Here is a 25441-nt window from a genome sequence, read left to right as displayed (position 1 = left end):
CACCGTATATCAAATTTTAGCTTTATTTGCGGTTAAAGACAGTACCACGACTTCTGTTTCAGTCAGCCTGTCTTGTAAACTTAGCTTCTGTTTCCATTGGAATAATACCCACAATGAACCAAGGCCGCCTAGTGCCGGCAAGATGCGTTTTAACCCTGTTTTTTTGCTAATAAGTGAGCCGTCGAAATGCTGAAGCCTCAATCGCCAAGCTTTCATACCTAGCGTTTGTCCACTGCGTGACCAGAAAAATAAAAAGAAGTACACCACCCAAAAAATATTCCAAGCGTAGATGATTGCACTGTAAAAAAATGAAGATTGTTGAACATCAATTAAATGTTGATGATCACCCATATCAACTAATCCGACTTTAGCAAATACAGCAAAAAGACCAAAGCCTATTGCACCTGCGACCATGTAAACGGCAGCTGCTAATAGCGCATCATAAATCCAAGCACCTAATCGGCGCATAAAGCCCGCACGGGGGAACTGTGTAAAATCAACTGAAGACATTGTCATACTCTCATAAAAAGTCGCGCGCTAGTGTACCAGAGTCTAATGCGCGACTTATAGCAATTAACATAAATAACCGACTTAGTGTGTTACACAAGCCGATTTATTTAGATAACGATTGGCGATGCTTGCATTAATCCTTTAACTGTTACGTTGTTGTTTTGACTTTATAAACAGCAGCATAAAGTGCGGGAACTACACCTAATGTGAGAATCGTACCAATGCCTAGGCCAAAAGCAATAACATTTGCTAGCCCATAAAATAAAGGATCCTTACTGACAATTAACGGCATGAGCCCCATTATGGTGGTAATTGTTGTCATGGCAATAGGGCGAAGCCTTGTTATACATGCATCAATTATCGCTTGATACTCAGTTTTTCCATGTGACATTTCAATATTGATACGATCGATCAGTACGATGGCATTATTAATGATAATACCTGCCAAACTATATAACCCGAGCGTTACCATGAAACCAAATGGTGCTTGCATAATAAAAAGCCCTAATACGGCGCCAATAAAAGATAAGGGGATGGTTAAGCAGATAATCAGTGCTTTTCGATAGGAGTTAAATTGGGCAACAAAAAGGATAATGATAATGCCCAGTACAATTGGCATATTGGCACTCAATGATTTTTGTGCAGCAGCAGATTCTTTGATTACTCCGTCATATTCAATACTATGATTTACGGGAAGATCTTGCCTTAGCGCGTCGAGTTTGTCGTCAATGAATACTTTGAGATCTTCTGCCGCCATCGCCGTATTACGGGCTTCAATGCTAATGGTGCGAAACATATCTTCGTGATGGATCATTGAAAATTGATTGATTGGTTCAAAGTCTGCAACTTGAAACAATGGGATAGTGTTGCCGGTTGTGTGAGAGTAAACGTTAAGGGTACGTAGTTTATCAATGTTTTGACGTTCACCTTCTTCTGCACGAAATACAATAGGTATAATGTCATCACCTTCTCTAAAGTTGGTAATGTGTGCGCCGCTAAAATAACTGTCTAATGCTTGAGCGATATCGCTCGATGTTAGTCCTGCGCGTTTGGCTCGGTGTTGATCAACCTTCACTGAAATTTTTGTGATCAAGTTTTCCCAATTATTACGCACATTAATCGTATTTGGTGTTTCGTTTAATAACGTCATAATTTGTTGTGCTTTTTTATAAAGTACCGTTTTATCTGGACCTTTTACTTGCACTTTAAGAATGGCTGAGTCGGACGGACCCAAAAACATTTTTTTGACGCGTGCTGAAACATTAGGAAAAGTAGATTCTATCAGCGGGTCAAGTGATTGTGTTACCGCACTAATATCTGTTTCAGGTTTTACATTGATGACGATAAAACCTTTGTTTTGGGCAGGATCTTCTGGATTTAGTGATAACACAAAGCGTGGGCCACTAAAGCCAACATATCCAGAATAGCTCTCTATGTAATCAAATTGCTGTTTGTTTTGATTGAACCAGGTAAAAATAGCACGCATTTGCCTGTCAGTTTCACGCGATGAGGTGCCATTAGGCAAATCAATGTTTACCAATATTTGCGTTCTATCGGAGTCTGGAAAGAACTGCTTAGCGACAAATTGCATAGAGAATACGGCGATAATAAACAAAGCCAACATTGATGATAAAAACAGCGTTTTGTGCGTCAATACCCATAGTAAAAAACGTTGGTAAGCTTGGTAGTATTTATTAAGGAGAGTCGTGTCGTTTGTGCTGGTTGACTGCTCATTAGGCGTTACTTTTATAAAGTAATAGCTCAATATAGGCGTGATTGACAGTGCTAATACCCAGCTTGTCAGTAAGGTAATTAAAATAACTAAGGAAATTGAACGCGTATATTCGCCTGCAACATGATCAGCGAGCATTAAAGGGAGAAAGAAAAGTATTGTCGTTGCGGAAGAACTCAATAAAGGTAAAGCCAGTTCTTTGCAACCTTGAACCATAGCGTCGTACCGTGAAATATTATCTTCAATTCTACGTTTAAAATCTTCAGCGATAACAATTCCGTTATCGACGAGTAAGCCAAGAGAAATAATAAGCGTGGCTAAACTCATACGTTCTAATTTTATCCCACTCATTTGCATAAAGGTGAGAGTGACTAACATTACGAAAGGCACAATAGCCCCAACGATTAAGCCTGTTCTTACGCCAAGAAAAAGCACCACTACCACTAATACTATTGCAAGTGTTTGCAATACACTGATTGAGACACCCTTGACTGTTTTATCAACTTGTTCAGCCTGATAGGTCGCAATATCAAGTTGATAGCCAATGGGTAAAGTATTTTGAATTTGCTCAATACGGGCGAGAATACGAGGAGAAAATTCTAGAATGTTATAACCTGGGAGCATTGCTGTGGCAAAAAATATTGCCGGTTTACCGTTAAAGTACGATTGCTTATCGGGTGGATCAATATAGCCTCGTTTAATGGTGACGATATCTTTGAGCGCGATAAAATCTTCGGTATTAGGAATGGAGATAAAAGTATTTGCAATATCGTCTAATTGAGTGAAATTACCTGTTGGTTCAATAATATAACTTTTAGCACCGGTATCTACTTGGCCACCAGAACGCACAATATTTTGATTTCTAAGCTCATTAATTAGTGCCTGTGGTGATATACCAAGTTGTGAGAGTTTTGCATTTGACGTTTCTAGGTAAATACGTTCAGATTGATAACCGAGAATATCAATTTTTTTCGTGCCTTCAACGCTATATAATGTGTCTCGAATATGTTGTGCTATATCGTACATTTCAGCCATTGAAAAACCATCAGCGGTAAGGGCTAGTGTAACGACAGAAACATCACCAAATTGGTCATTTACGTGCGAAGGCGTTGTACCTGCCGGTAGCTTATTTTGTGCGCCATTCACTTTATTACGGAGATCTTGCCAAATATTATCAAGATTAAAATAACGGTCATAAATTTTGACATGTATGGTAGATAACCCAGTGGAAGAGGATGATTTGATTTCTTTCACTTCGGGAATTCTACGAATTTCTTCTTCGAGCTTTTTGGTGATTAATTGTTCGACGCGATCCGGAGCCATTCCTGGGAATTGTGTGGTAACAATGGCTTCTCTTATCGTAATGCTAGGGTCTTCTTGCGCAGGTAAGGTAAAATAAGCAAAAATTCCATTGACCAATAATAAAGCGGCGACAAGAAAAACAGTTTTTCGGTATTGAAAAGCGGTAGCAGTAATGTTCATCGTGACACCCTTAATTAAAACGTTGGGTTTGTTGGTCTAACAGTGTCACTTGTTGGCCATCACGTAAAAATGCGATGCCTGCAGTCGCGATAATTTCGCCTTCTTCTAACCCTGCAGATAAAATAATTTGGTTATTGATAACATTTTCTGTTTGTACATATCTTTTATTAATCGTTTTAGTCGCTTTGTTATACACAAAAACATAAGATTTTTGTTCGAGATCGGCACCTATCGCCGTTGTGGGAACTCTCGCTGATGGTCCGTTATGGCCTGTTCTACCGCGACCTTGGAATGTAAAAGAAACTTCAGCTGTCATGCCAGCTCTGAGGCCTTCATGGCTTTGATTTAAAATTAACGTTAGTGGAAAAGCATTGGCAGACTGTGCCCTAGTACCTATTTCAGTAATACTGCCAGGTAAAGTGACTTGGTTTAGTACCGGAAAAGTTACACTGAGTTTAGTGTCTTTAGATAAGTTTCTAATCAGTGTTTCAGGCACCATTACATTAACTTCTAACCCATGTCTCCCTTCTATTTCCAAAATGGGTATTCCTGGTGATATTTGTTGCGACGGCTCTATAAATCTATTGGTGATAACACCGTTATAAGGGGCAAGTAATGTGCTGTCTTGCAAGTTTTTTTGTGCGATATCAACTTTGGCTTGCGCAACCGCAACAGCGCTTTTAGTCGATTCAAATGCTGCTTTTGCGTTATCAAAGTCTGATTGAGAGACAAGCCCTTGTTTTATGAGCTTAGAAAAGCGTTCATAGGCATTTTTAGCTTCGGCATAATTGGCTTCTACTTGTTGTAAGTTTGCTTCAGCCGATTGCAAACTTAACGCAAAACTACGTTGGTTTAACTGAACGAGTAGCTGGCCTTTCGTGACTTTGTCACCCAGCTTAGCGGCGACCGTTTCTACTTTACCCGCGACTTCAAAACTCAGTGTCGCAGTTTCAACGGGGGCGACGATACCTGATAGGGTACGAATTTGTTCCAAAGGTGAAAAGGTAACTTCTTGCCAAGCAATAGGCCTGATCACGGGTTCCTTTTCTGGGGTTTTATCAGAACAGCTTGCTAGAAACAATATAGGGAAAATAACAGAAACAAAGTTTCGCATCGAATACATCCGTATAACAATTGATGAATAAAAGCGTAGACCAATTTTGCATTAAAAATGCTTGTACATACAAAATGGTACTACCAAATACCACATATTGTGGTACTGTGTAGTACCAAAGTCAAATTTAATTTTCTCAGTTGTTATGCAAAAAATTACCGATAAATTAGCAAAGCCTTTATCTGATAGGGGAGAACGGATATTAGCTGCAGCGCAAACGTTATTTTTACAGCATGGTTTTGAAAAAACGTCGTTAGATATGATCATCAGTGAATCGGGAGGTTCACGTCGCTCGATTTACAATGAATTCGGCAATAAACAAGGGTTACTGCTTGCAGTGCTTAGGGAAAAAGTCGCCTTACAGCGCAGAGCTCTGGAGTCGTTAGATAAAAACTTACCACCGCAAGAAGCGTTAACAAATGTTTGCGTCAAGTTTGTTACAGGTATGCTATCTCATACGATGTTGGCGTTGTTTCGCGTGGTCAGTCAGTTGGTGGTAAAAATGCCTGAAATTGGTGAATATATTTACCAACAAGGCCCTATGCAGTGTCGAGGGTTAATTGGTAATTATTTAGCTGAGCTTGAGCAACAAGGTGTGGTTAAAATAGACGATAAAGATTACGCAGCACAGTTATTGATTGAAATGGCCAACGGGCGGTTACATTTTAAATCATTGTTACTTGCGAATACTAAAGTGACTAAACAAGAAATTGAACGTGAAGTCGCATTAGCCGTAAAATTATTTTTAAAAGCGTATGCGCCTTAAAGTGTTGATGCCTAATAAAACAGCAGTTAATCATTGTGTGGATAAAATATCTTGCGTCATTATGTTAATTTCGTATAATGCCAGCACATCAAGCAGTTGCTTGTTGTCACTGTGTCGCCGGAGTGGTGGAATTGGTAGACACGACGGATTCAAAATTTAATACGTCTAAAGCTAACTAATTGATAGTATTTAGGTAAAGTCAATTTTGAGCCTTGCAAAGATTTGCAAAGTTTACTGGCAGAAGTAAAAAACACTGACCTAGTTTTAAGGTTGGATCAGTTTACAAAGAAATGAATTTCTAGACACGATGCTCATTTCTTTGCAAACTTTAAAGGTTGCTAAAAGCCTTTGCCAGAGTGATGAAATTGGTAGACATAGGGGATTCAAAATCCCCCGCTAGTGATAGCGTGCCGGTTCGAGTCCGGCCTCTGGTACCATTATATTAAAGCCCTGTCCTTAATTGGATGGGGCTTTTTTTATAAACCGCGCCTTGCCTTCAGAAGATATACATCCTTTGTATTAGCGTTTTTACTTAATTTCTTTAAAACATTTTGCTGGGTTTCTGGCGTCCAAAATATTTTTAAGTGGTTTCTAGCTCTGGTAACGGCAGTATAAAAAATACTGTGAGATACATCGTCTTCATTTGCATCAGTAATAACTATTTTTACAGATTCATATTCAAGGCCTTGTGCTTTATGGATTGACACAGCATATGCTACTTGGAATGGAACTGTGGTGTTATATGAGTCATCGTCTTCATCGCTGGTTCCAGGATGATCATAAACAGTAAATCTGACAACAGAGCTTCTTACCCAAGTAAGGTCATTCAAATGTAGTACATCAAATTGACTAACCGGGCGGTCTAGCCAAACGTCAAATTGAATCCATCCCGGCGCTTGTTGAATGGACTCTATTCTACCTTTCAGGTTGTTGTAGATTACAGGACTAAATCGTCCTGTTTCTGAAAACAATATAGGATCGCCGACCTTAAAAATTGTTTCCCTCCATGTAAACGCAGGATTTCGATTACTACTTTGCATAAATCGGTTTACATTATTAATGCCGTATAAACCATCATAATTAAGGCATAGGATAATTTCATCATTGGCGCTAGGCTGAAATAGCTCGCTACTCAAAACAGAAGAATAGTCATTTTGGGCGATAATTTCAGTTATATCATCATCGATGTTTCTTACTTTATTCCAAAAGCTTAGTAAGGATTGATTGCTTGTACGATATGGTGTTTGCAATTCAAAGATAGAGTCTTGTGGTATGAATGAGCTAACGGCACTAAACCAATTACCGAATTCGATTGATTCTATTTGATATATATCACCTACAAGAACAAGTAAGTCAAAAGAGGTTCTTTCTAACACATTGAGTAGGTTGGCATTACTAACCGTGCTACATTCGTCTATGATGAGTACATCATAGTTTGTACATTCAGTCGTATAGCATTGACTACTTATTGTTCTGAATACAGAATTTTGAGCACTTACTTTACGCTTTAAGTTGTCAACAGCAGGGTTTGTATGCGCAAGAAATAACTTTTGTTTATCGTTAAAATAATTTGCAATATGGTTAACCATTGTTGACTTACCAGTGCCGGCAGCCCCGTAAATAAGTGCAACATAGGATTTGCAAAATAATTGTTTTAATGCCGATAATTTTAATGCGTCGTCAATTTCATGATTACTGTCGAACAACCAGCGTTCAACAGCTTGGGTATAGCCTTGTATACCTTGAGAGGATTTTTCTTTTAATTTTGTGATTATTGCCGCAGTATCTCTTTCATATCCAGCAATAAAAACATGCCCTTTATCCGATATTAGTTTACGAGTTTCTTTATGTGTGTAATACAACTTATTGTTATAAGTACGTATTAGGGTGTCTAAACTATCATATTGGGAGAGCTCTGTTACGGGAGTGTAAAGTACCCCTTGATGATCAACATTATTTTTGATTTTTCTAACTAGTAGTTCATGAAGTTTATCATCTGTATCAAGGCTTTCGACAAGATCCCAGTACCTCGGGTTATGCCCAGACAATGATGTACAAAATGGCATCTGGTCAAATGGTATACAAGCGAATTTTAGATTCAGTGCCGATAGGTGCGGACATTCTCTTCTGTCAAACTGAGACTTTATGGTTTTATTGAACATTGCTAGTAGTAAATACCTAAGGACGTTATGGCCCGCAGATTTAGAGCTAATTATGTGGCGAGCCTTATCTAAAACAGGAAATAGTTTAGGTGAAACCACTCCATTTGTAGCATTGGCTTTAAGTGCATCATAGTTAATGTCAGGCATATCAATTAGATCTAATAAATTTGATGATTCTGTCGTTAACATCCCCATGACGTAACGGTATTCTTTTGAGTTGGCTTGTACTTTTGTGGAAATACCTAGTAGCTTTGCAAAGTTATCAAATTCACAGGGTCTGATTGACACCTCCCAATGGCGTATAATTATTATTGGCATTGTATAACCAATAACTGTAATTGCATCCTGTTGGAGAGTGAGCATTGCTGAATATTTGTCAGTGATATCTATGTTTGTAAAAGCAATTACGCGGTCTGCTTTTGTTGCTTTATTGATTGCTCTGTAAAAAGTTACTTCGTAGAGAATTTGCCCATTTACAAAAAATGGTCTTGTTTTGTGAATGTAATAACGTTCAGGGGAAAGTAATTGTTGATTTGGGGCTAATAAGGTATTTATACGGTCGGAAATACGCTCATGGTATTCTCGGAGAGATGGGTCTTGATCAATGGGGAAAGCTTCAAGATTGTAGAGTATGCGTAAACCATAGTCATCACTCATTGTCTTTCGGGTACGGAGAAGGTATTCATAATATTTAAGCATTAACCTTTCTGACGCGTCTCCGTCAAAAGTGTAATGCGAAGCACTTTTTTGTATTAATTTATGAAACTTAGCAAGAAAGTTTAATCTTCCGTTTTGCTTAACCAATTCCATAGCTGGAGATACTTTGTTGTAGTGAAAAGTATCTTCAGGGTTTTGGGAATGTGTGAAAACTATAATACCTTCAATTAGATTTCTTAGTTGAGATAGTATATTTTGAGAAAGTAAATCCCTATTTCCAAGTGATGCAATGTTATTACAGATGGCTTGATTTGCACTATTTATCTGGCTACTAATTGATGCCATATTTATTAAAGTCCTTTTCAGTTTTTTATCCAGCAAGCTAAGAACTATAGTTAACACGACAGACTGTTAAGTGTCTAGCGTATACTGTAATAACATTGCGTTGGTTGTGGTTTTTATTTAAAGCCTTAAGATGCTTAATACTTGAGGCTTATTTTTATGAAAGGTTGGTTGATACTTTTTCTAACAATGGATCTAGTTCGCCAGCTACAACCGCCTCAATGACAGTACGAATAACCGTAGTTAAATTTCCTTGTTCGCCAACTTGAATGGCATGGCTGCCTTTACTTAGCTCTAATGCCTTATTTGCATAGCGTATTTCAAGAAAATACTGGTTGTTACGTTTGTAAAACCACTTCGCAACGTTCTTTGGTATATGTACTTTCTCCTGTTGACCCGTTTCAGGGTTCTTCTGCCACTTTTCTCGGTAGGCGGTATAGGTTTCACCGTTAATGTGGGCATTAGCCATAGCCAGTTGTTGGTCTAATCGTTTGAGCAGTTGCTCTCTGCGCTTAAGTACTGGATTGTCTGAAGTTTTTTCAGGGCGAGCAGTAACGTTGAGCGAACTCAATAATGATTTAGTCATGATGTTTTTCCTATTTAGGTTGGTTGTGGGTGAAGCTAAATGCTTCGGGTTAAAAATTGGGTGGTTTAATTCACAAAGCCGATAGCTTTGCTTTGTATCTTGCGGTTGTTTTCAATGGTTAATATTTCGAGGTTTTTACTATCACTTAATGGCTTTTTGCTCATGCGGTTGCGCCTTGAAGCAATAGCAAAGTCCCCAGGTGTTAAACTTTTTAATGTGGCAAGTTTGTTTTTAATGGTGCTTGAACATTTGCCGAAGTTTTCTTCATACAATATGAGTACTTGCTTAGTTGTTAAGTATTCAAAATTAAGTTTGAAATCAAAACGGCGTAGGAGCGCACCATCGAGATTTTTAGCGTAGTTTGTTGCGGAGAATACAGTTTGTTCAGTTCGGTCTAATTCAACGAGGATTTGATTTACAAGCTGTCTCTCGTGTTGTTGTGAGACGATATCTCTAGAAGTCAAAACGCTATCAACTTCATCTAAGAAAATAATCGCATCATTGTCACTTGCTTGCTTAAAAAGCTTGGCAATATTCTGCTCGGCTTCACCTACATATTTTGAAAGTACATCACTTGGTTTGATGGTAATTAACTCTTGCTCTAACTCATCTGCAATATGATGAACCAAGGCGCTTTTACCTGTACCAGCACTACCAAGTAATAAACACCGAGCGCCTGTGAAGTTAGTTACCGTATCAAGCACATTTTCAATTTTTGTATGCGAACCACTTAAGTTAATAAAGCGTGGGTCAAACGGTATTTCAGCCTTGTAACTTGTGACCGACGTTTGTAAACCACAGGCAGATAAGCATTGGTCAATGTGATGGTCGATACACTCTTCGGCATCCTTGCCTGTTAAATGTAACGCTTTGGCAACATTGCTGGCATTGGCTACATGTGCTGGCGTTAGGTCGGGTATAGAAGCTAAGCGGTTTTTGTAATCATTTGATAGCCTAAGACCTTTAAGTGGCTTTGATAATACATCCGCTTTAATAGCTTTCGTTGGTGTTGGAACTTGCAGCACGTAACTAAATCTTCGAATAACTGAATCAGGCAACATATCAATGTGGTTCGTTATCCAGAAGCAAATGGTTGTATTACTGGATAAGATGTCATGGATTTTAAGTTTTGAGACTTTTATGCCATCCATGTACTCAGTGAAAATATCCTCCATTTCATCCAGCAACATGCAGCTAAATTTACTGGATTTAAATAAGCTCTGCATTAATTGGTAGTGCTGCAAACGAAGGTGCGCGACATTCTTATCAGAAGATATTTCATCGGCTGTACGATAAAGGTTTTTGCCTGCGGCTTTTATGGCGATTAAATCAGATTTTACATATTGGCTTAATACTTTTGAAAGCTCAGTTTTTCCCGTACCAGCCTCACCGTAGAGCAATATGTTTACGCCAACGGTTTTATGCTTTATTGCATGCTTTAAGTACTCACTAATGTAGCCCAGCTCAATATGAGGGTAGTCTTTAATAGTTAATTCACTTCGCTCCATTTTATGAAACATGCCGTTAAGTAATTCGCCATAACTTTTCGCTTTGCTGGAGAGTAAATTACTGGCTAATGAGTGTGACATAATTAATAGACCAAATATTGAATTAGTGCCTTGTTCAAATAAAGTAGTCTGAGTGATTAGCCTTATTGCTTGTTCAAGCTCTTCGATACTTAAACCAATCGTTTGCGCCATGAGTAATTCACTATCATCCATCATATGTTGAATATATTCTTCAAGCAGTGAATAAAGCCCATGATTTAATGTCGTGATGACACATAGCGTTAATACAGGTTTGCAATAATCCGGCAGTGACAGTGCTTCAGTTAATAACGATATGTTATGTGATAACACTGATGACAGTGAATCGTGTTTTTTAACTAAACTAAGTGCTTTGATAGCGCACTCTAGTTGTTTATTAATATCAGCATTTTTGGGCTTTTTAATCGGTCGTCCGACAATATTTGAGACAATCGCAATAGGTATGTCAGTTAATACCTCATCATCAACATACTTTTCTTCAAATAGTTGCTTAGCTACAGTAGATGCAAGATATCGTGCGTTAGATTCAACAGATTGCATGGTATTCCTTAGTTTGTCCTTTTAATCCATTAAAACAGGAGGTTATAAGGTGTACTATACCGATTTTTGACAAGGTCATTTGAGGAAAGCTGAGTGCTGAAAATCGTAATTTCTAGTTAGTTAAACTGCTAAGTAGGAAATATCACAATGCAAAAAATAACCCTAGATCTAACTCCTGTCATTGATACGCGCAACTTGTCTTTTGAATTAAAACCGGACGTTATTGCTTATTTTGAAGATTCGTTAAAAGCCCCTGATGGTGCAGGAGAACAATTGATTATCTCTATTCCAATTGAGCCACAAACTCACGATTATATTGCCTTAATTCATTTTCTTTCACTGGACAATTGGTTCGAATTACAACAGGTGGAGATTTATCAGATATCAAGTGATGGTATATCTACACATTGGCTGGGATCAGTTTCGGGTGCGCATGAAGATTACGATCTCCTTGCTGAAAATACTTCCAGAGATCTGCTTCTCGAAAAATGGCAGGCATTTGTTGAAGCCGATATCAAGGAGGGCGGTATACATGAGTTTAGGGATCATGTTACTCAGCGACACCTAACCTTAATTAAAAATTCTCGGCTTGATATATACGAGTTATTGTTGTCTCAAAATCCACAGTTTGCAGAGTGAAAGTACTAGTTGAGACTCTCAACTTGTTTATGTGTTTTGCATATGGCTGCTATGGAGGGTTTAGTTGATTAATAGAGCATTAAAATTATCTATGCCTTCCAACACGAGTATTCATAGCTTCGATAATGTGTCGGCTATAATAGGTACGATTTAGAACATAGATTTATTAAATAATCTATATAAAGTACAACCCATTAACTGCTGTTTTGATTATCTTTATTTCTACTGAGTTTTTCCTTCCTATTTAAGTAATAGTAAAATGGTTTATCAACCATACCTTGATATATTCTTATGTGCCTAAAGCAAGTGCGAGAATATAAGCTTTTTCCTCCAACCTCTCTAACTGGTCGTGGAGACATAGTTATATAGTGGAAGTTATGAAGTTCATTTAAAGCTTTAATCAAATTAGAGCTTGAAATGTCGATACCAAACTCTGATAGCTCAAGTATTAAATCTTTTAGCGGACGAGGATAGTCATATATAGCCCCTCGGTATGTGCAACGGAAATACTCTTCTTCCTCATGATTATCAGAAATTCTATCCTTACTAGAAATGTAGAATGCTTCCCCCATTTTCCAGTTAATACCTTTAGTTTTTATAAATTTCTCTTTGAAATATGCGTATAAAAACACTCCTATCCTTAATGCTTGCTTGGAAATGAATGGATTTCCCGACAAATTGAATAAATAAAGATCAATCCCACTGGCTCCAACGTCTGAAAATTTCAATTCTTTCTTTAAAATATTATCAGTAATCAATGGCCTATCGATTAATTCGTTTTCTAATATTAAAGGTTTTTTTTTATTTCCAATTTTAATTCGTCCCATTAAAGTAAACCTTACGTTAAATGTACTTGCTGAACGATTGTAGGGCTTTATTTATATGCGATCTACTGATTGTTAAAAAACGGTTAAAAAATAAAGTGTGAAAATTTATTTTCTTCACTTTTTTCGCTGCAAATTTTTTTATTTAAGTTCATGTGGTTACGTGGTTTTGAACCATTTAGAAAATAAGACAGTATATGATTTTTTAAGCTAAACAAACCGACTGATTTGACTCTAAAAAAGCCTATTTAGTCAGTAATATAATCACCAGAATTAAGAGCGAGGGCCCCGCTTTTATTTCAGAAAAACTTTATTTTTATATTACTTAAAAGAGGTTTGTAATGAGTAAATCTACAGTTAAACAAATGCAAGAAGCTGAAGTTAAAAAGTCTTTAAAAAAAATGAGTAAAGGGTCTTTAGCTATCCGTAAGGCATTAACCTTTATGAAACTGGGTCAAGCGCATATTGCATATGATTGTGATAGTTTTAAGGACTTCATCAAGAAGATTGTTGTGCCTGAAATCGACTATTCATATGATACATGCAACGATCAAGCAAATGCTGGTGAAATTGAATATAACGTTGGTGGTAAGGAATTTATTGGCACAAACTCTTATTCAGCTTTAGAGCCTTTAATTCGCGCAAAACTTGAACCAGCAAAGCAGAAAGAAGTGTTCCAACATATTGTTGAAGAAACAGGAGTTGCTAATCTTACTGGCCTTACTAAAAAAACTGTCTCTAAAAAGTCGATGGAAAAGGCATTGGTAGACCTAGATTATATTGATCCTCCAGAGTGCGAACACAGTGATAAGGGAAGTGGAGGAACTAATAGCTCTAATAATGATAATGAAGGTAATGGCTCTGAATTAGAAAAAGAAGTTATTGGTTGTTTTAACAGTGCTTTGATTTGTTGGGCAAGAAATCAAGAGTGCGTTGATGATACGATCTTTGTTGATTTTATTGAAACCGCTACTAAGTTGCTCTCGGAAGATCCTGATGAGATTGAAGATGTTATTTGCGGCGCAATTGTTGAATCTTTTTGCAATGTCGATAAGGAAAATCTTTCTAAGTTAGTTATTGAATCCCTTCCTCGTCCAAGCATTAAAAAGTTAATCAAACAATTTAATTATTAATTCAATCAGTATTAGTTGGGAATAAATTCCCAACTAAGGAATTACTATGTCATTTAAAAATGAAAAAGTTAAAACAGCACTCGATTTTTGGGAAATTCGTATAGATGAGCTTAATAAAAGCAAGTATCACGAAACAAGGGTAAAAATAGTTGAGACTCTCAACTGGCTTATTACAAATCTCGCAACGCTATTTGGTTGCTTTGAATCAGAGGTTGCTAAGTCAAAAAAGGGTTATAAGTACTTTGTTCGAATACCCCTTCAGTATAGGTTTAACTACAAGCTAGAAAATCACGAAGTACCTCATTTATTACTATTTGTCGAACCAAAAGATATTACTCGTTCTTTTATGAAGATACATTTTAAAGGCCATCCTTATGGATTAAGGGATTGGCTATGGGCAAGAGTTTTTATCGAAGGGATTATATCTAAAAAGGTCTATCGAAAAGTTTTTTCTAAAATTGAAACTGCTGCCTTGGATGTTAGAGTTGATATTGATGAACTTTTGGATAATTTTGTCTTTGATTGTTTAAATACTCGGACTAGTGCAACTTTTTACAAAGGTGGAATACCCAAAAGCTACTATTTCAATAGTAAAAAGTCTCCGTTTCATGTCGGTATCTATTCAGCTATGAATAAAAAGGAAGACAAAAAACTACCAGATGATGAGTATTTTGATACGAGAATAGAGTTGAGGCAAAGGCGATTAAAGCTATCTATGGATGAAGTGTTAAATGAAGTTCAATTACTTAAAAAATTTAACAGGTTTAAGGTTTATGACATGAAGCAAATGGAAGGCTGTAAGTTTTTAAATTTCTATTTTTTGCTGGCCTGTAAGATGAATGGTTTAAAGCCTATATTGGAACGTCTATCTGGATCTGAAAAGCGGAAAGTCAAAGAAGAATTAAAGCGTTTTGAAATGATAGTGGTAAACCAAAATTTAATTGAAAGTCAATTAAGACAATACATGAAATATGCTGTTGTGCTTGATCCAAGTAATGCAGAGTTTAATGATAGTTTGAAAGATGCGCGTATTAAGGTAGAACAAGTATATTTTCAAAAGTAAAGGAGAGGTTTTTCCCTCTCTTTTTTTTATGGTGACAAAGCCTTGTAAACAGTTGCTCTCGCACACCCAAGTTGTTTAGCTATTTGGGTTTTGTTAATCCCTTGCTTGTAAAGAACGCGAATTTGATTGTGTAGCTGTTGGTTTACTTGTTTACCGCGATATTTACCTTTAGCTTTGGCAATGGCAATCCCCTCGCGCTGGCGTTCTAAAATCATAGCTCTTTCGAATTGATAGATACCACCAAGCATCGTCAACATAAGCTGTTGCATTGGGTTATTAGTGCCGTCAAAAGTTAAGTTTTCTTTATGAAACTTTAAGGTAATATTTTCGGCAGTAAATTCTTTCACTAGACGGAGTAGATCTTCTGTAGATCGTGCCATTCGGCTGATATCATGACAATGAATTATATCCCCATCACGAACAAACTCTCTGAGTTGAGTAAGAGCAGGGCGATTTGTATCCTTGCCGCTACATTTGTCGGTAAAAACTTTGTCTAATTGAATGTTTAATAATTGTCTAGCTGTTGATTGCTCTATTGTGCTTACACGAATGTAACCAATTTGTGCGCTCATAATCTCACCGTATGTTTTAAGTCTAGAGCTCCAAAATAATTGGATATTTTAAAAGCCACAATACTCAAAATAGACATAATTATTCGCGTTCAATAAACGGCTATTTTGAGTGCCCTTTTACAGGTCATCCTCAATAGGAACTAGGTTTGGCATAGTTCTATGCCTTGGTTTGATTTTTACTTGAAACCACATTGGCTTAAGGTCAGTGTCCAGTTGAAGTAGGCTTAAACCATACACTTACCAATTGGTTTTAGGTGATTTTAAGTAGCCGAAAATATTAGAAAATATCCAATAAACGGCTATTTAGAGTGTGCTTAAAACATACACTAGACTGTCATTATACAAGTCGTAGTTTTCGTCAACAGCTTTGGCGATATGGCATCCAACAAAGCTTGAGTAGACGCGGGAATTGTTGGGACAATGCACCAATAGAGCGTTTTTTAGAAGCTTTAAAACAGAGTGGATGCCACGTAGAGGTTATGAAAATACCACTCATGCAATAAACGCCATTCACCAATATATTGTTGGTTATTATAACCGTTATCGCCCCCACCAGAATAACGGTGGGTTATCGCCATTAGAGGCCGAATACAAATATTGGAAAACTTATAACAAGGTGGTCAGTTTTAGTTGATCACTACATAAAGCTGTTTATCGGAAATTTCAAATAATCCGGGAATGTGGGAAAAACTATTTAAGCGGTTATACCCACTAAAACTTTTGATTAAATATTTATTTTTTACCCATTGCATCAAGTTTATTCTCTAAATTAAAGAGGTTATAGCTTATAAAAGAAAAGGCGGTACAAACGAATATAATCAGATAAGTATTAGTTTCAGTATAGGTTAAAAGGGCCGTTAAAGCGATAATGTTCAGTATATTGAAAATTTTATATTTAGTCATATTACTATTCATTTAAGATAAAAACTGGATTGTTATTTACTAGTTTATTATAAATTTTAAGGTTAGTTTTTTTTATTTTCTCGATAATTTGGATGTGACTTAATTCGACAACATAACCACTCATCAATAGTTCATCAATGTACTCAATCATATCTTTTCCTTTACCAAGTTGTAATAATGCGAAGTCTAAGGCGTTATAATTAGTACTGAACATATTCTTCTCAGCTCCATTCTTTAACAAAAACTTCAACATATTAAGCTTTTCAAATTTTACCGAATTTGAAATTGATGTGTTTCCAAATGCATCAATGTAGTTGATGTTTAGTCCATTTTTTAATAGAAATTCCGCTAATTTAACATTATTAGTTTGAATTAAAGTGAAAATTGTTGACTCTAATAGCTCTCCACCTTTATATATGAGCCAATCTACTGTTTTAATTTCAGCATTAGTATAAATGGCAACATGCAACAATCCAGTATAAATTTCTTTTTCATCTATGTTACTACTCTTCAAAAGGGTTATCGCTTCATCCCAGCGCCTTTGTCGCGCTAGTTCAAAGATCTTGTTAATAACATCTTCACTCAAAATATACTCAGTTTTCGTTTCAGTTGCGGATGAAGCTTGATTCAGCGCTTGTTTAGATTTTATAGAATATACTTTTCTTTTAGATTCAAGTGTTTTTTCTTCACCGATAAACTTAATAGCTAGCTCAGCATTACCAAAGGTTTGTAATATTTTGTCAAACATCAGATCATCATTTTCAACAATATATTGATAAGAGTGGAGAGTGCTTTGTTTTTGTTGACCTAAAGTTAGCGCTAAGTTTGTATAAAGCAAGCCAAGAGGGTTTATGCAATGTTTAGGGAGATCTTCAGGGTCTACAGAAGAAAAATTTGTTAATAATTGCTTATGCATATCATCTACTAACTGCTCGATGACGATGTCTTCTCGCATTAATTTTTTATCAAACACAAAAAATGTATCACTATCAGTATATCCAATAGTTTTGAGGTGTTTGTTTATGGCTTTACCTAAATGTTTGTTGAATGGCTGATGTGTATTAATTCGTATTTTTTCAAATAACTTTATAAATTCATCTTGGGACATCTTATTGCGGTGCTTTGTAAGGATATCTAATCCATTTTCACTATAAGAATCAGGGTTCGTTGGGCTGCCAGCTTCTATTAAAAAATATGCAAAGTCGAAACGCTCATATTTTAAAGCTATATTCGCTAAAGATGTATAAGCAAAAGAGCCTTTTAATCTTTTTGAAATTGATAAGTTACTATATTCCGTTACTTTAATTAATATCGACGTGTCGATATCGGCTTTGATTAAATCAACAATATCTGAATAAAAAACAGGAATACCTAACTCGATGACATCTAGTAGAGAGTTGTTATATTTATATTGTGCTGCGAAACCTAATATATGCTTGAGTTTACCTCCATTTAGAAAATAACTATTTTTATTAGGTAAATTAGAAATGAATGTCAACATTTCTTCACTAGTTTGTTTGGTTAATAATTTTTTGAATAGTTTTTCTGTTGAATTTTCTTGCAACTCAAAATCAATATCGTCAAACTTAGGTTTTACAAAGTATTTTGGATTAAAACCTCTTAAAATGCGGTTTCTATAAACGCCAATACCTGAGTAGAGGGCAAATTCATCCGCATTGTCAATATTTACCTCTTTAGAGTAGTAAATTATATAGTTGCGAGCATTAATAGCCCAATCCCTATTTGGTTGTTCAGAGTTTAAGTAGCTATGGCACGATTTGATATCGAGTTGTTCAAATTTATCAGTTTTATTTGAAAAAAACTCTTCGTTATTTTCTTCTTTCTTTGTTTTTGAATAGATTGTTCTATTTTCTGGCTTGGGTGGAATCTTTTCTAGAGTAATTTTATTATAAAAGTACATTGCAACCACTAGAACGATAATGCCCAGTATACTTGTTAAAATTAACTTCATAAACCTACTTTTGAAGAAATAACTCATTTTAATCACACTAAGACCAAATCACACAGATTGAATTTGTGAAAGATTAAACCTCAAATGTACATTGTTCTTTTTTCTTAGCAGCTTGGTCTTTACATACTTTTTCACTTCTTTGATACTCGTAATTAGCCGTTTTATCACAACCTGCAACACCTAAAGTACCTACGATTGTTAAAGGACTGGGAGGACCACTAGTCCCTGCAGTAAATAAAGTAACGCACCCTACCCAAAGAGCATAGGTTTCATCGATTCGATCTTTATAACAGGTGGGTATACCATTATTTGCTGAATTAATGCACTTTTTGAAATTATCTTCAGCATCTTGAATTTGATTTTCTAACTGTTGTTGTGTTGGGAGCTTAGCTCCTATTTGTCCGTTTAGATAATCAGCAACTGACGTATCACTTCCACCTAAACTATTTTGACCAGGATCTGGTTTCCAAAAACAAGCATAAATAGAAGATTGATAACCATCTTCTCCTGTCGAATAGGTCCTACATTCCGTTGCGGCAAAGGTGATTTGACTGATAAAATATAATACAATTCCAAAACTTAAGTGCCTCATAGACATATCCTTATTTTCTAATATTCAACTTATAAATATGTAACAAACGTAAACTAATATTTAACAAATGTAAACTAATATTTAACAAACGTAAACTAATATTTAACAAATGTAAATGAGCACTTAATAAACATGGTGAATCAAACTGGGTTTGTCGGAGGCTAACTTTCTTGAGAGAATTAGCCAAAGAAAAAAAGAATGACTTACTCACCAGAAGTGCGTGAACGCGCAGTATGTATGGTTTTAACATCAGAAAATGAGCACTCATCACGATGGGTTGCTTTTCAATCTATTGCCGGTAAATCGGTTGTACACCAGAAACCTTGAGAGCTTGGATCAAGCAATAAGAAGTTGATGCTGGTATTGAACCGGGTATCCCCACTGATACAGCAGCTAGTCTCAAAGAATTAGAAAGAGAAAATCGAGACTTAAAACAAGCCAATGAAATCCTGAGAAAAGCAGCCGCTTTTTTTGCCCAAGCGGAACTCGACCGCAAACCAAAGAAATAGTGGATTTTATTGATTACTATCGTGATTTGTATGGTGTCGAGTCAATTTGCAACGTTTTGCTAATTGCGCCATCCACATTACATCGCCATAAGGCGCTTTAAAAGAACGACAAGCTACGCTGCAAGCGTCATCACACAGTTGAAAAGCTTAAGTCTGAAATTCAGCGTGTATGGCAGTAAAATCACCGAGTATATGGCGTGCCTAAAGTATGGAAACAGCTCAAACGAGAAGGAATTAAGGCCGCTCGTTGTACGGTTGAAAGATTAATGAAAGACCTTGGTATTCAAGGCGTTCGTCGAGGTCGTCGTTGTATCACCACTATACCTGACGAGAATGCAGAAAAATCTTTAGATCACGTTAATCGAAACTTTACTGCGAATCGTCCTAATCAGTTATGGGTAGCTGATATTACCTATGTTGCCATATGGTCAGGCTTTGTTTATGTCGCGTTTGATATTGATGTATTCTCACGAAAAGTCGTTGGTTGGCGTGCGTTAAAGTCAATGAAAACACAGCTAATCTTAGATGCATTAGAGCAGGCCTTATGGGCAAGAGGTAAGCCTAAAGGCGTTATTCATCATTCAGATCGTGGTAGCCAGTATGTCTCGATTCGATATACCGACAGGCTTAATGAAGCTGGCTTTACTGCATCTGTTGGTAGCGTTGGTGATTCTTACGGTAACGCTTTGGCTGAAACGATTAATAGCTTATACAAAACTGAGGTTATCCATAAAGATGGCCCTTGGAAAGGCCTAGAGCAAGTTGAACTGGCCACTTTGAATTGGGTTGATTGATTTAACAACAAACGCCTCTTAAGTTCAGTTGGCGATATTCCACCAGCAGAGTATGAGGAAAATTACTATAGACAGCTGTCTGATGATCAGGCAGCATAACTCAAATAAATCCTCCTCCGAATTTACCGGGGCGATTCATGGAGTGAATGTATAGATGCTAGTCAATTTTAGATCAAAGAATATCACCTTTGTGTTAGCAGGTAGTTTCTGAGTCGTATGAAACTTCAATTAAAAAATTTTTACCAAAATTATTACATTTAAAATTGTTAATAAAAGTGTCGTGCGCGATATTGCTTTTCATTTGTTAAATATTTATAAGTTGAATATTAGAAAATAAGGATATGTCTATGAGGCACTTAAGTTTTGGAATTGTATTATATTTTATCAGTCAAATTACCTTTGCCGCAACGGAGTGTATGGGAAGTCCAGGCTTTCTAAAAGTTTAAACGTAAAATTTATTAGCGATACTAAAGCTGATTTCGGGATTTGAGAACGAGATCATTCGCTTTCGTGAAAAATTTTACTGTCAAAATTCAAAAATTACACTTTAATAAAAACTAATTAAAAACATAGTGTTATGAGTATTGGTGAAGTTAACTTATGTGTCGGGTCTTGTTGAGCGTGGTTGTATTAAATACAGCCACGTTTTTTAAATTCGGCTTCCCAGCTTTTAAATCTATTTTCTAATGTCGCTAGTACTTTTTTTGTCGGTGGCTTTTCTTTCTTAGGCTTTGCTGCGAACTTCACACCTGAAAGCTCTTCTTCGAACATGCTTGGAACAACGTGAGAGTAGTGCTGTTCGATCATTGCAACACTAGTTCCGCATTGTTTAGCTAAAATATCTAAGCGTAAATCACGACGTAATAGTTGCCATGTAATATAGCTATGGCGCAATGAATATAATGTTCTTGGCTCATCTGCTGAACCTTTTAAACCGCATTCTTCTAATGCTTTTCTGAACGTTACCCCCAATTCATTAGTGCGTTCACCGTCTTCAAGCCGAAATAATTTATCATTTGGTTTACGATTTGGAAAACGTTCACGTAATTCCTCTAAACAATCCCATACTTGATCACGGGCTATAACTGTTCTAGTGCCAGTATGTTTAGTAGTTTTACCTTTACGGACTTTAACTTTGAAACGAACATTATGACCTTGACGAGTCATTTCAATATCACCCCAAGTAATGCCTTCCATTTCTGTACCGGGTCTAATACCAGTATTAACGCAAAACTCCATATAGCTAAGAAGTAATTCACGTATCTGTTTTGTTTTTTTCTTTCTGCTATTTCCGGCCATATCTAGAACAGTATCATAAACTTTATCATATTCTTCTTGGCTGAAAGCTACACGTCTTTTCCCCATTTCACCTTTGGTAAATAGCACAGGTACTTGGGCTGCAATCATCCATTTGTGTTCGATGGCTTCTTTAAAAACCAAATTCATTGCAGAGTTATGGGTGAGTAACGTCGACTTAGCAGGTATACGACCCAGCTGTTTTTCACGCCATTCATTGAAGGCATTAATCTTTTGTTGATCAATGTTAGTGATATAGGTTCTATCGAAGAACTTTATATGATATTTGTTTAGAGCTTGAATATAATCACGGTAGGTAATTTTACCAGCACCATTTTTTAACTCGGATTGAAGCTTGCTAATGACTCGGTTAGCAACATCTTTAAAGCGTTTACTATTAACTAGTAAATTATTTTCAGCCTTAACTTTAAACTCCATAAAGGTAATATGGGCACGGGCAATAGCTTTATCTAGTTCTTTTTCTTTAGTGGCTTTACTGTACCATTTACCATAAAGTACAAAGCGAGAGTACCAACGTTCGCTATTGTTTTGTTTGTAAACGTACAATCCGTCTTGGATGTCGTGGCGTTCTGTTTGAGTCGTCATAAACGCTAGTATTCATGAAAACTTGATTATTTGCAAAGAATTTGCAAAGTGCTTGATCTTTGTTTTAACTTGTTGATATCAATTGTTATTTATAAGCATGTTATATTCAAAATCCGTTGCCTTTGCGGGCGTGCCGGTTCAAGTCCGGCTTCCGGTACCATTTTCTTTACTTAATTGAGAGTAGAGAAACTTAAACCAGCTATCTAGCTGGTTTTTTTGTGTTCAATTTTCCTTTAAGTTTATGTCTAGCTGCTAATCACGTTCGTTTAATAAGGTCTATAAAACGCTACATTTAATTATTTATAGCGATTCTGAGCTCGTGTTGTGAGCTTTTTATGTGTGCCCCTTAAAGTTTTTACTTTACTTTGTGAGATATATTCATTATGAGTATTATAAATCAGCTTTTAAACTGATTTATAGATAGGAAATCAAATTATAAACAAGGAGTTATGCCCGTGAAGTCTGTTATTTTACTGTTCGTTATTTTTAGTGCTTTTAATCCAACCAATGCGCAAGCGTTTCAGCAAACTAGTGCTATCAACTGTAATTATTGTAGTGTGCAAGGGAAACAAGTTAGAGCGCAGACTGCAGCCTTTATCGATGGTCAAAAAATTTGGATTATTGATCAGCAAGGCAATGATTTTATTATTGATGAATATCGCGCATTTCAGCAAAATAATGGCGAAGTTGGCCAAGTAGATGATTTTTATGTTGAACTTATTAGTACACATAATAAAAGTTCAGCACTTTCTTCAACAGTAAAAAATGCATTTATTGCGAGTCGTGATGCAATTCAATATATAGATGAGTCAATCAGTACCATCGAATTAGCTGCAAATGATGAGTTTGAAAGTGGTTTTCAAATTGCCAGTTACCCTCAACAATTTGCTGGTATGATGAGTAATAGAATTATGAATGATCCAACTGTTAAAGAACAATTTGTTATCATTGATGCGCAAAATCAAACGCTGAAAGCAAATTTGTCAATTTCACTACCATTTATTGGCACAACATTAAACCTATCAAGTCAATTGATTATTTTGTTTACTGACGGTACATCGGCTGAAATGAATATTGGCTTAGCAACAGTGAACGGTACTAAAGTAAAGATCGTTTTATCGCTCAAACATGTTTTGGATAAACAAGGAAATATTATTCCTACAGTATCATCTGGTTTAGGCTCATATAGAAGTGGAGAGGAGTTAAGCGCTAGTAATACTGGTCATATGGGGCACTTTGTTGATTGGTGGCATCAGTTAGAAGTTCGAGGTGTTCAAGTGATTACCAATGGTGGTTATACCGGAGGCGGCAGTACATCGATTAAAGATTGTGAATATGTTATTGAAAGAAAAGCCAATGGTGAAGCCGTTGCTAGGTTAATTTGCAAATAAATAATTTAATTAGGCTATTTCAAACTAGCTTCGGCGAGTTTGAAATAGCCTTAAATTTGCAACTTAAGAATCAAATGTGTTGATGATAATTGATGCCCTTTTAGTGTTTTCTAATTTGATTATGTAATTTCATTTTCAAATTTTTTGTACTGTTATCACAACGCTGTACTTTTAAATATTGACTTTGACAATCCGCATTTGATGGTCACGTACTTCTTGTTTTCAGATAGATAAAATACGTCTCTAGCATGCCATATTTCGAGTGTTATTGATTCTTTTATTCGATACAAGCAATTGGAGGTACTGTTAAAGGTGCTTGTATTGGTGCCATTCTCACTATGTATACTACTCTTTTAAGATCATTTCTTTGTCTATATTTCTTTCTTTAAAGCGGGCGCGAAGGGCTTTCGTTGCAATGAATACTTCTCGTAATGACATTATTAGTCCGATGATCAAGCTGAGCATGGCGGCAATAAAGACCATGGCTATACTTGTTGATAAATTTATCGCAAATATATGACTAACAAAGAGTAATACAATAACAAAACATAAAAGTAAGGCACACAATGAGCATAGGGTATACGACTTATTGAGCACCGAAATACGTGTCCATAAGTAGTCGAGCTCATTAAATTGCGCTTTTTTTAATGAACTGTCTTCTGTGTTAGGTATCGCAAACTCTAAATTGCGGGCTCTCTCCATTGCTCTAGCAAGTCTGTTTGATAGTACCCCTAAAAGCGATGCAACGCCCGTTATCAAAAACACAGGTGCTACAGCTGACTGTATAACCCCGCCAATCGTAATAATGTCTAAGATCTGATTATTCATAATTCCATGAGCTCTGTTTAAATGGCTGTGATCATCTGCGTAATAATAATTGTTCGTACGCAGTTTTTGTTACTTAGGGGGCTCTGTGTATCAGTAGACTGAATTTAGTCATTCTCAATTTTATTACAGCATAGTCTGTTAGTCATCACTTTAGTACGGGATTATTATTTCGCTTGGCTTTAATTTATAGCTAAACCAATATCTTTTAATAAGTTACTTTACTTCGCCAGTACCAAAGGTTGGTAAATCTGCCGCGATTAGCGACTCTTACATTTGTATTGTAAATTTTACATAGTCACTACAATGTTATCAGCGTAAATTTTCTTCGTGATCTTTATTAATCCAAATAAAAACAATATGTTAAGAGTTTATTTTTCTTTTGGCATGTATATAGCAATATCTAAGTGAATTTGTAATAGAGGAGTTTACAATGGATATTTTTAGCGCCATTCGCGGTGATCATGATAAGCAACGTTTATTAATGAAAGCATTGGTTGAAACTAATGGTAACTCGAAAAGCCGTAGAGCGTTTTTCAGTGATCTTAAACAACATTTAACACAACATTCTGTTGCCGAAGAGCGTCATTTTTATGCACCTTTGATTGCAGAAGATAGCACTATTGATATCACACGTCATGGTATTGCCGAGCATCAGGAAATAGACGAATACTTAGCAGAACTAGAAACAACTGATATGAGTTCTTCTGCTTGGTTAAAAACGATGAAGGCGCTGCAGCATAAAGTGTTACATCATCTTGCTGAAGAGGAACGCGAGTTTTTTCAACAAGCTGGTCGCGTATTAACGGATGAACAGAAAAAGTCATTAGCGAAAAAATATCAACAAGAAATGCAAACATCTCACTAATTTTTCGTGCCGAATA

General features: G+C 36.3%; 18 protein-coding genes, 1 tRNA gene, 2 pseudogenes and 1 other annotated feature. Of the genes and pseudogenes, 9 read left to right on the top strand and 12 right to left on the bottom strand.

The features are described from left to right. Window positions 1-9 precede the first annotated feature (9 nt). The 3 genes from QUE09_RS15205 to QUE09_RS15195 all read right to left on the bottom strand — a co-directional run bounded on the left by QUE09_RS15205 (window position 10) and on the right by QUE09_RS15195 (window position 4838). Complete coding sequence (locus QUE09_RS15205) at window positions 10-510, bottom strand: RDD family protein (protein WP_286233702.1); 501 nt, start codon at window positions 508-510, stop codon at window positions 10-12. A 148-nt stretch (window positions 511-658) separates the two neighbouring features. After that, window positions 659-3724: an efflux RND transporter permease subunit gene (locus tag QUE09_RS15200; protein WP_286233701.1), complete on the bottom strand. Its 3066-nt coding sequence runs from the start codon at window positions 3722-3724 to the stop codon at window positions 659-661. 10 nt (window positions 3725-3734) lie between these two features. Further along, window positions 3735-4838: an efflux RND transporter periplasmic adaptor subunit gene (locus tag QUE09_RS15195; RefSeq protein ID WP_286233699.1), complete on the bottom strand. Its 1104-nt coding sequence runs from the start codon at window positions 4836-4838 to the stop codon at window positions 3735-3737. 145 nt (window positions 4839-4983) lie between these two features. Here QUE09_RS15195 and QUE09_RS15190 point away from each other — a divergent pair, with 145 nt between their 5' ends. Together QUE09_RS15190 and QUE09_RS15185 are read left to right on the top strand one after the other, a co-directional pair. Further along, entirely contained in the window at window positions 4984-5604 is a 621-nt protein-coding gene (locus QUE09_RS15190; protein ID WP_286233697.1) for a TetR/AcrR family transcriptional regulator, read from the top strand. A gap of 350 nt (window positions 5605-5954) precedes the next feature. Next, window positions 5955-6041 (top strand) — tRNA-Leu (locus QUE09_RS15185). A 39-nt stretch (window positions 6042-6080) separates the two neighbouring features. Here QUE09_RS15185 and QUE09_RS15180 read toward each other — a convergent pair. The 3 genes from QUE09_RS15180 to QUE09_RS15170 all read right to left on the bottom strand — a co-directional run bounded on the left by QUE09_RS15180 (window position 6081) and on the right by QUE09_RS15170 (window position 11438). Further along, a complete protein-coding gene (locus tag QUE09_RS15180) occupies window positions 6081-8768 on the bottom strand; it encodes an ATP-dependent DNA helicase (RefSeq protein ID WP_286233696.1) in 2688 nt (895 codons plus the stop codon). 154 nt (window positions 8769-8922) lie between these two features. Further along, a complete protein-coding gene (locus tag QUE09_RS15175; protein ID WP_286233695.1) occupies window positions 8923-9351 on the bottom strand; it encodes a DUF6641 family protein in 429 nt (142 codons plus the stop codon). A gap of 65 nt (window positions 9352-9416) precedes the next feature. Then, the gene (locus QUE09_RS15170) at window positions 9417-11438 is read right to left on the bottom strand and encodes an AAA family ATPase (RefSeq protein WP_286233694.1); all 2022 of its coding nucleotides are present in this window, start codon (window positions 11436-11438) and stop codon (window positions 9417-9419) included. A 147-nt stretch (window positions 11439-11585) separates the two neighbouring features. Between QUE09_RS15170 and QUE09_RS15165 the strand changes: the two genes are divergently transcribed. Next, entirely contained in the window at window positions 11586-12077 is a 492-nt protein-coding gene (locus QUE09_RS15165) for a hypothetical protein (RefSeq protein WP_286233692.1), read from the top strand. Between the two features lie 194 nt (window positions 12078-12271). Here the strand turns inward: QUE09_RS15165 and QUE09_RS15160 are convergent, their stop codons facing one another. Continuing rightward, window positions 12272-12904 carry a hypothetical protein gene (locus tag QUE09_RS15160; protein ID WP_286233691.1) on the bottom strand — a complete coding sequence of 211 codons (633 nt, stop codon included), beginning with the start codon at window positions 12902-12904 and terminating at the stop codon, window positions 12272-12274. 338 nt (window positions 12905-13242) lie between these two features. On the opposite strand from QUE09_RS15160, the gene QUE09_RS15155 reads away from it, so the two are divergent. Then, a complete protein-coding gene (locus QUE09_RS15155; protein ID WP_286233690.1) occupies window positions 13243-14034 on the top strand; it encodes a hypothetical protein in 792 nt (263 codons plus the stop codon). A gap of 46 nt (window positions 14035-14080) precedes the next feature. Continuing rightward, on the top strand, window positions 14081-15097 hold the full coding sequence (locus tag QUE09_RS15150; RefSeq protein ID WP_286233689.1) for a hypothetical protein: 1017 nt from the start codon (window positions 14081-14083) through the stop codon (window positions 15095-15097). A gap of 26 nt (window positions 15098-15123) precedes the next feature. Here QUE09_RS15150 and QUE09_RS15145 read toward each other — a convergent pair whose 3' ends face one another. Further along, window positions 15124-15669, bottom strand: coding sequence for a recombinase family protein (locus tag QUE09_RS15145; RefSeq protein ID WP_286233688.1), 546 nt, complete (start codon window positions 15667-15669; stop codon window positions 15124-15126). Window positions 15670-16004: 335 nt separating this feature from the next. Between QUE09_RS15145 and QUE09_RS15140 the strand changes: the two are divergent. Continuing rightward, a pseudogene (locus tag QUE09_RS15140) lies at window positions 16005-16303 on the top strand (integrase core domain-containing protein); the annotation flags it as partial. 273 nt (window positions 16304-16576) lie between these two features. On the opposite strand, the gene QUE09_RS15135 reads toward QUE09_RS15140, so the two are convergent. Together QUE09_RS15135 and QUE09_RS15130 are read right to left on the bottom strand one after the other, a co-directional pair. Further along, complete coding sequence (locus QUE09_RS15135) at window positions 16577-18544, bottom strand: ankyrin repeat domain-containing protein (RefSeq protein ID WP_286233687.1); 1968 nt, start codon at window positions 18542-18544, stop codon at window positions 16577-16579. A gap of 73 nt (window positions 18545-18617) precedes the next feature. Continuing rightward, entirely contained in the window at window positions 18618-19136 is a 519-nt protein-coding gene (locus QUE09_RS15130; protein ID WP_286233686.1) for a hypothetical protein, read from the bottom strand. A 198-nt stretch (window positions 19137-19334) separates the two neighbouring features. Between QUE09_RS15130 and QUE09_RS15125 the strand changes: the two are divergent. Further along, a pseudogene (locus QUE09_RS15125) lies at window positions 19335-20538 on the top strand (IS3 family transposase). Then, window positions 19600-19716 (top strand) — a sequence feature (AL1L pseudoknot). It overlaps the preceding pseudogene by 117 nt. Before the next feature lie 531 nt (window positions 20539-21069). Here the strand turns inward: QUE09_RS15125 and QUE09_RS15120 are convergent. After that, entirely contained in the window at window positions 21070-22341 is a 1272-nt protein-coding gene (locus QUE09_RS15120) for a tyrosine-type recombinase/integrase (RefSeq protein ID WP_286233685.1), read from the bottom strand. Window positions 22342-22796: 455 nt separating this feature from the next. On the opposite strand from QUE09_RS15120, the gene QUE09_RS15115 reads away from it, so the two are divergent. Next, window positions 22797-23732, top strand: coding sequence for a hypothetical protein (locus QUE09_RS15115; RefSeq protein WP_286233684.1), 936 nt, complete (start codon window positions 22797-22799; stop codon window positions 23730-23732). Window positions 23733-24077: 345 nt separating this feature from the next. On the opposite strand, the gene QUE09_RS15110 is transcribed toward QUE09_RS15115, so the two are convergent. Continuing rightward, window positions 24078-24560 carry a DUF2721 domain-containing protein gene (locus tag QUE09_RS15110; RefSeq protein ID WP_286233683.1) on the bottom strand — a complete coding sequence of 161 codons (483 nt, stop codon included), beginning with the start codon at window positions 24558-24560 and terminating at the stop codon, window positions 24078-24080. 430 nt (window positions 24561-24990) lie between these two features. On the opposite strand from QUE09_RS15110, the gene QUE09_RS15105 reads away from it, so the two are divergent. Beyond that, window positions 24991-25425, top strand: coding sequence for a hemerythrin domain-containing protein (locus QUE09_RS15105; protein WP_286233682.1), 435 nt, complete (start codon window positions 24991-24993; stop codon window positions 25423-25425). The last annotated feature ends 16 nt before the right edge of the window (window positions 25426-25441 follow it).

Origin of the sequence: Thalassotalea sediminis (genome assembly GCF_030295915.1) — a bacterium.
Lineage (GTDB): Bacteria > Pseudomonadota > Gammaproteobacteria > Enterobacterales > Alteromonadaceae > Thalassotalea_C > Thalassotalea_C sediminis.
This window is presented reverse-complemented; position numbering and strand designations above follow the sequence as displayed.

Excerpts from the sequence above, each read along its gene's own strand:
- QUE09_RS15160 (WP_286233691.1), bottom strand. The coding sequence starts at position 12,904 with ATGGGACGAATTAAAATTGGAAATAAAAAAAAACCTTTAATATTAGAA.
- QUE09_RS15135 (WP_286233687.1), bottom strand. The coding sequence starts at position 18,544 with ATGAAGTTAATTTTAACAAGTATACTGGGCATTATCGTTCTAGTGGTT.
- QUE09_RS15170 (WP_286233694.1), bottom strand. The coding sequence starts at position 11,438 with ATGCAATCTGTTGAATCTAACGCACGATATCTTGCATCTACTGTAGCT.
- QUE09_RS15200 (WP_286233701.1), bottom strand. The coding sequence starts at position 3,724 with ATGAACATTACTGCTACCGCTTTTCAATACCGAAAAACTGTTTTTCTT.
- QUE09_RS15180 (WP_286233696.1), bottom strand. The coding sequence starts at position 8,768 with ATGGCATCAATTAGTAGCCAGATAAATAGTGCAAATCAAGCCATCTGT.
- QUE09_RS15155 (WP_286233690.1), top strand. The coding sequence starts at position 13,243 with ATGAGTAAATCTACAGTTAAACAAATGCAAGAAGCTGAAGTTAAAAAG.
- QUE09_RS15110 (WP_286233683.1), bottom strand. The coding sequence starts at position 24,560 with ATGAATAATCAGATCTTAGACATTATTACGATTGGCGGGGTTATACAG.
- QUE09_RS15120 (WP_286233685.1), bottom strand. The coding sequence starts at position 22,341 with ATGACGACTCAAACAGAACGCCACGACATCCAAGACGGATTGTACGTT.
- QUE09_RS15105 (WP_286233682.1), top strand. The coding sequence starts at position 24,991 with ATGGATATTTTTAGCGCCATTCGCGGTGATCATGATAAGCAACGTTTA.
- QUE09_RS15145 (WP_286233688.1), bottom strand. The coding sequence starts at position 15,669 with ATGAGCGCACAAATTGGTTACATTCGTGTAAGCACAATAGAGCAATCA.
- QUE09_RS15175 (WP_286233695.1), bottom strand. The coding sequence starts at position 9,351 with ATGACTAAATCATTATTGAGTTCGCTCAACGTTACTGCTCGCCCTGAA.
- QUE09_RS15190 (WP_286233697.1), top strand. The coding sequence starts at position 4,984 with ATGCAAAAAATTACCGATAAATTAGCAAAGCCTTTATCTGATAGGGGA.
- QUE09_RS15130 (WP_286233686.1), bottom strand. The coding sequence starts at position 19,136 with ATGAGGCACTTAAGTTTTGGAATTGTATTATATTTTATCAGTCAAATC.
- QUE09_RS15150 (WP_286233689.1), top strand. The coding sequence starts at position 14,081 with ATGTCATTTAAAAATGAAAAAGTTAAAACAGCACTCGATTTTTGGGAA.
- QUE09_RS15205 (WP_286233702.1), bottom strand. The coding sequence starts at position 510 with ATGTCTTCAGTTGATTTTACACAGTTCCCCCGTGCGGGCTTTATGCGC.
- QUE09_RS15195 (WP_286233699.1), bottom strand. The coding sequence starts at position 4,838 with ATGCGAAACTTTGTTTCTGTTATTTTCCCTATATTGTTTCTAGCAAGC.
- QUE09_RS15165 (WP_286233692.1), top strand. The coding sequence starts at position 11,586 with ATGCAAAAAATAACCCTAGATCTAACTCCTGTCATTGATACGCGCAAC.